Annotated in this window: 8 protein-coding genes; all 8 read right to left on the reverse strand. The window is 39.4% G+C overall.

Annotated elements, in window-relative coordinates; all coding sequences use genetic code 11:
- Window positions 1–13 precede the first annotated feature (13 nt).
- Window positions 14–673 (reverse strand): hypothetical protein, encoded by a 660-nt coding sequence (locus BCT11_RS21710; protein ID WP_038887123.1) that lies wholly within the window; start codon window positions 671–673, stop codon window positions 14–16.
- Between the two features lie 138 nt (window positions 674–811).
- A complete protein-coding gene (locus BCT11_RS21720; protein WP_102389279.1) occupies window positions 812–1,270 on the reverse strand; it encodes a GNAT family N-acetyltransferase in 459 nt (152 codons plus the stop codon).
- Between the two features lie 113 nt (window positions 1,271–1,383).
- Window positions 1,384–2,187, reverse strand: a complete 804-nt coding sequence (locus BCT11_RS21730; RefSeq protein WP_045490314.1) for a hypothetical protein — start codon at window positions 2,185–2,187, stop codon at window positions 1,384–1,386.
- A gap of 688 nt (window positions 2,188–2,875) precedes the next feature.
- Entirely contained in the window at window positions 2,876–3,319 is a 444-nt protein-coding gene (locus tag BCT11_RS21740; RefSeq protein ID WP_241909050.1) for a hypothetical protein, read from the reverse strand.
- On the reverse strand, window positions 3,320–3,460 hold the full coding sequence (locus BCT11_RS28455) for a hypothetical protein (RefSeq protein ID WP_241909051.1): 141 nt from the start codon (window positions 3,458–3,460) through the stop codon (window positions 3,320–3,322).
- Between the two features lie 205 nt (window positions 3,461–3,665).
- Complete coding sequence (locus BCT11_RS21750) at window positions 3,666–4,433, reverse strand: AbaSI family restriction endonuclease (protein ID WP_102389280.1); 768 nt, start codon at window positions 4,431–4,433, stop codon at window positions 3,666–3,668.
- A 218-nt stretch (window positions 4,434–4,651) separates the two neighbouring features.
- Window positions 4,652–5,053, reverse strand: a complete 402-nt coding sequence (locus tag BCT11_RS21760) for a hypothetical protein (RefSeq protein WP_133152155.1) — start codon at window positions 5,051–5,053, stop codon at window positions 4,652–4,654.
- Between the two features lie 190 nt (window positions 5,054–5,243).
- The gene (locus BCT11_RS21770) at window positions 5,244–5,543 is read right to left on the reverse strand and encodes a hypothetical protein (RefSeq protein WP_102389284.1); all 300 of its coding nucleotides are present in this window, start codon (window positions 5,541–5,543) and stop codon (window positions 5,244–5,246) included.
- Window positions 5,544–5,640 lie beyond the last annotated feature (97 nt).

The raw sequence follows: 5,640 nt of genomic DNA on the forward strand, positions 1-5,640 counted from the left end.
CTTAAACAGTTTGTTATGTTTGTTTTTCCAGTTTGAGCTCACCTGTCACTTTAGCCAATCGTAAAGCTACCGCAAAACAAACTAAATACGGACTGATATACCAAAATACTTGCTCAATCGGATGTTTGACTTGCGCGAGCTTGGTCTCGTCGTATCGCTTTTTTTGCTGGTTGTATTGCTCGAACATACCATTAACCCATGTAACATCTTCCTCAACCCATTTTAAGTTGAGTCCTGAGGTAGAAAATAGATTCAGGTCCAATATTGGCAGTAAGTTGAAATCGAGGGATTTTAGATGCTTAGCAACCGATAAATACCAACTGCATGGGTCGGAGTATCCATCTTCACCACCAACAGATATAAGGCCAGAACACATATCGCTTTTAATCTGCCGAACTGAAAACTCGTGAACTGATTCGAGAATAGTTACCGCTCGTGTTTGCTCGGTGATAGCCCAATTACCAGCAACGGCTGCACGAATTTCAGAAACTGCACCCAGCATACCTACACCTGCTAGCAGAGGCCAAAGGTAGTCAACATACTTCCACTTACGCTTACAGAGATTAAAGCCACACCAGATTGGTAAATGGAAAGCTAATGCTAAACCGCAGGTGAGCAAAACAAAGTGAAGTGAGTTGGAGAGCATGAACTCACTCTCGAAGAAGCTTTCCATAAACTATCAAATTTCCTCTAAAAACATAACGCCCTGTTAAGGTGTGAGCAACGCAATACCGATGCTACCGCATACCACCTTAAACACNNAAAATGCCACGCGTTGCGAATCACTCTTGAACAGTTTGTTATGTGCGTGCTAATTGAGGTACTTTTGCCAATGTTGCTGCCCTTTCAAAACTACTCTGTAATCTTCGTAGTCCAATGAACTGTAAAGCTTTTTAGCTGCAACATTATCATCACCGACCTCTAGTGTGATTTTGAGGTAATCATTATCACGACAATACTGTTCGATACCATTCAGTTGCGCTTTGCCCACACCTTTACCACGAAAGTTGTCCGACACCATAAAGTCATGGATATTCATCACTCTTTGCGCACGATAAGTTGAGAAAGATTCAAAGCAAACCGCAAAACCAGAAGGCTTATTGTCGACAAAACTGATAAATCCGTGGAAATAAGGCAACGCAAATAGCTGAGCAATTACTGGGGGATCTAGCTCAACTGCGAACCCAGATAGATATTCTCTAAACAAAGTCTCGAATATATCTTTGTCCTCAATGCTTTCTGTTTCAATAAGCCTGATTGTGATTTCCATATTCGTTTCCACCAAAGCACATAACGCCGCGTTAAGGTGTGAGTAATGCAATACCGGAGTCGCCGCATACCACTTTAAACACCGAACGCAACGCATAGTAAAAATGCCACGCGTTACGAATCACTCTTAAACGCTTTGTTATGTGTAATAGCAGGTACACACTGCTTAAGCGAAATTTGATATGAGTTATTAGCCAATGGATATAAAACCAAAATTTCATCATTCAGCAACGGTACAATTCGCTGTTCAGGCGCAAGTATACACCTCGATTTCGAGTAAGATTCCAAGAAATACACGAAACTCACAATGCTACTTTTTACAAACTTCTCGTAATCATTTGAATTATTGAGAAACTTTTGATGAAGGCAATTAATAAAAATTGAAAGAACAATAACTCTTACAATAGCTGTTAGTAACCAAAAGCGTTCTTTCCTTTCTGGAATAAACTCACTCAATATCCCGACAGACACAAGGCTATTTAATAGCCAAGCGATGAAGAAGTAAACACCACTTCCGATTACTACGATCATTTGAACTATAAGTGCAACCGATATGACTAGGAAAGGAAGGAGTAATATAGATGCATAAACTCTTACATACTTAAATGTTGTAGGTTCAACTCCTAACGCATCATTAACAAACTGGTCTCCTAAAGCAAAACAGATATTCGCTAATAACGCATACAGAACTAGCATGATGCCCTTACCTAAGTTATGGCTCCAAATGATCTTATATATTTTATTTCCATCCTTTATTAAGGCTATTAATGTAATTAACAACGCCAAGGAAAGAAAGCCTTTGGACATATCCATCAAAACGGGATTGGTTATGATAGAAAGGAGCAGACAAGTTATACTAAATAGATATAGTTTCTGCGAGCGATTCAACACTTTATAGTAATTAGTCAATGCTTCCATTATTCAATTCCTAATACACATAACGCCGCATTAAGTGGTGAACAACGCGACCACCAAAGCCTAAACCTTGCCACTTTTAGCACTAAAGCCGACCCAGACTGAAATTGCCAAGCGTTGAGAATCCGTCTTAAATGCTTTGTTATGTAAATTCAGCCACATAAGCCAAAGTTACCACGAAAAACCAAGCCTGTACGACCGAAGAAATAGCCAAATCCAAAGAACCCAACAGTGTTCACGAATTTGCAGAGCCAGCAATGTTACAGACCAAGCTTCAACAAGCGAAAAATGGTGATGACCAGCGACCAAAAATGCTTTTGAATCTAGCAAACCGAACGAAAGAAACCATCAGCAAATGGGCAGTTTCGTTAACCTTGCCCTTTCCCCACTTTGAGCCGGCAAAACTAGCCACGAACCGACACTGAAACTGAATGAGGAAACTCACGAACCTTGACATGTTTTACGGCTAATTTGGCAATGAATCGGGACAGAAAGAGCTGATTTTGACGAGGATGAAAACCGATAGCTAGAGAGAGCGAATAAACAGAATAATGCCTATTTTACCCGCTTTACATAACGCCTTGTTAAGGTGTGAGGCGCGCAATACCGAAGCTCCCGCATAACACCTTAACCACTAAAACCAACGCATAGTAAAAATGCCACGCGTGCCGAATCACTCTTGAACAATTTGTTATATTGTCAGCTTACTATTTTCTCTGACCCTATCATGGATCAACTCAATATGAGCTAATAAGGTTATATCCCAATCACTTATCAAATCACTAATGTGATAATCATGAGACATAAAGCCACTTTCGTGATTCGCCGAGTAACCGCTAACTTTGCCTGTCTGCAATGCGTGACGATCGAGAATGAAACTATGCTCTTTGACATCCCGCCCTCCGCGATTTGCACCATGCGCAGCAAAGCTATTGCGAAGGTCAAAGATCGTACAATCCCGAAGTGCCTTAGGATTAAACTCTATACCCATTTTTCGAAGAATTACTAACAAAGCTTGTTGCTGCATATAAATAGCATTAAAAACTCCGTAGAAATAAAGGTAGAGCTCACCAATTGACAAAGATTCACAGCGGATAAGAAAGGCATGTTTTGCCAACTGAGTATCTTCTAGCATCTACAAGCTATCTATGACAGAGTTGTAGTCTGCACTATTATCAACCGAAACAATAGAATACAGATCTGAATCTTGCTCAGTCTCAATAGCAACATCGGAAATGATTTCACGAATAGAATAAATTAAATCATCAATTTCCACGCAAATCTCCAATGGCAATATAACGCCCTGTTAAGGGGTGAGCAACGCAATATATAAGCTGCCGCATACCACCTTAACCACCAAAAATAACGCATAGTAAAAATGCCACGCGTTGCGAATCCCTCTTGAACAGTTTGTTAACTAGCGAAGCCTGTATGATCTTCGAATAATCAATGTGACAGCCCATTAACTTGCAAAGTATGTTCTATTTTCCGTACTTTATCGACAGATTTGCCAAATAAGATACTGTTTCATCACGGGTCAACTGTCTATCAAAACCTATTATCTTCCAATATGGTGGATTCGTTTTACTTGGTTCAGATAAACGCATATCCAACTGCTTTATAGTAGCCAAATCATATTCACTAACTATAATCTTTGGCTTACACGTACTGCGAGTAAAAACCGTTAGTTTAAGGGCACCAAAAATAACGTTAAAACTCACCATCCCATTACTTGGTCGAGTATTAGGATTAGCTTCTTCTGTAGAGACTGAAATACCTAGTTGCTCAACTTCTTCTTGGATATTGTCCAAGAATTCAAAAGCATTCGCCGCTGTGAGTTTGTCAAAGTAATCCTTAGAATACTCACCAATATTTTGACGCGAAGGTTTCTCTTTTATCTTCCACTCAGGCGGGTTAAGTGCCTTAACTTTCATGATTAACCTGTCAATTTGTTCGTAAACAGGCTCATTCACATTTATTCGAAAGAACTCACAACCAAGTTCAGATTTTATATCCCTTTCTCGAATGGCATCCTGCTCTTGTGTTCTTACATGAAATGGTTCATCTATCTCCACTGCAAGTTTTAAATCTGGAAAATATCCATCAATATAATACTGATTAACTGGATATTGAGATAAGAGCTTTACATCTCTTAGTGCATAGTGCAACGCGTACATCACCATAGATTCCCAACGTTTATGGCTGGTTTTTGTATGATTAAAAATAAACTTTTCGACTGTTGTAGCCACAAATAATTCCTTTAATTAAATAAACTTTCGCTACTCAAATACCACATGCAGCAATTTATCCATTGGATGTTTAGCTAGTTAACGCCCAATTAAGGTGTGAAGCACACATCCACGACACTCAATTTGAACACCTTAACCACTAAACTTAACCAAAACCGAAAATGCCAAGCGTGCTGAATCACTCTTAAATTGTTTGTTAACTTTCAATTCGTTTGATGCTAAAACTTACATTTCTTTGAATGTTTTCTTTGATTTTTAACCAACGCACCGCACCCTTCACAAGTTTGATAGTCTTTTAAAAATTGATATTTTTCAGAAAACTCTTGCCACTTATCAGCATGAAAAGAATGAACATGGTGCGCAATTTGAATAGGTGTTAAACCTTGCTTGTGTGTTACACAATATGGACAGCTAGTGACAATGTAAGTTTTTTCGAACTTTGCTTGATGAACGTCAAAAGAGCTAGGTTGAGAAAACGAAGTGTGTCCAAAACCTTTATCTTTAACATAAATTCTAGCTTTCGTTTCAGTTCCAATTACTTTATTTGGTGCTGGCAACTCTCGACTAGAGCTAGGCGAGACCTCACTTGCTCTTTTTAATTCTCGTACTAATCGACTCATCAACAACCTCAAATATATTGGTCTAGTCATTCAAGGATTTGAGCTTGAATGTAATGAAAGTTAACGCCCTGTTAAGGGGTGAGCAACGCAATACCGAAGCCGCAGCAGACCACCTTAAACACTAAAACTAACGCATAGTGAAAATGCCACGCGTTGCGAATCCCTCTTGAACAGTTTGTTAGAGCGCAACTCACAGGTTGAATAGAACTTTCAAAAGAGAATTTACCAAGGAAGAGGTCCCTAGAAATAGAACTACTGGCAAACCTATCGCTATTATCAGTTTAAACTCGACAAACTGACCAACAACTGCATCACCATATCTACCGCCCAAGAACTTTCTCGATTCGTCTCCTACTGTAGATTTGACTTCATCTGTGACCGTCTTGCGATCTTTACCGATGAATTCTTTAAACAACATAAAGCCGAAGGGAGCGATAATAATGCCGGCGATAAGGTATGAAATGTACTCAATTATGTCCGTCATATTCATTATTTTTTCTCCTGCGCTCTAACGCCCTGCTAAGGGGTGAGCAACGCAATACCGAAGCCGCCGCAAACCACCTTAATCACTAAATTCAACGCATAGT

Source organism: Vibrio sp. 10N.222.52.B12, assembly GCF_002875385.1.
Taxonomy (GTDB): Bacteria; Pseudomonadota; Gammaproteobacteria; order Enterobacterales; family Vibrionaceae; genus Vibrio; species Vibrio jasicida.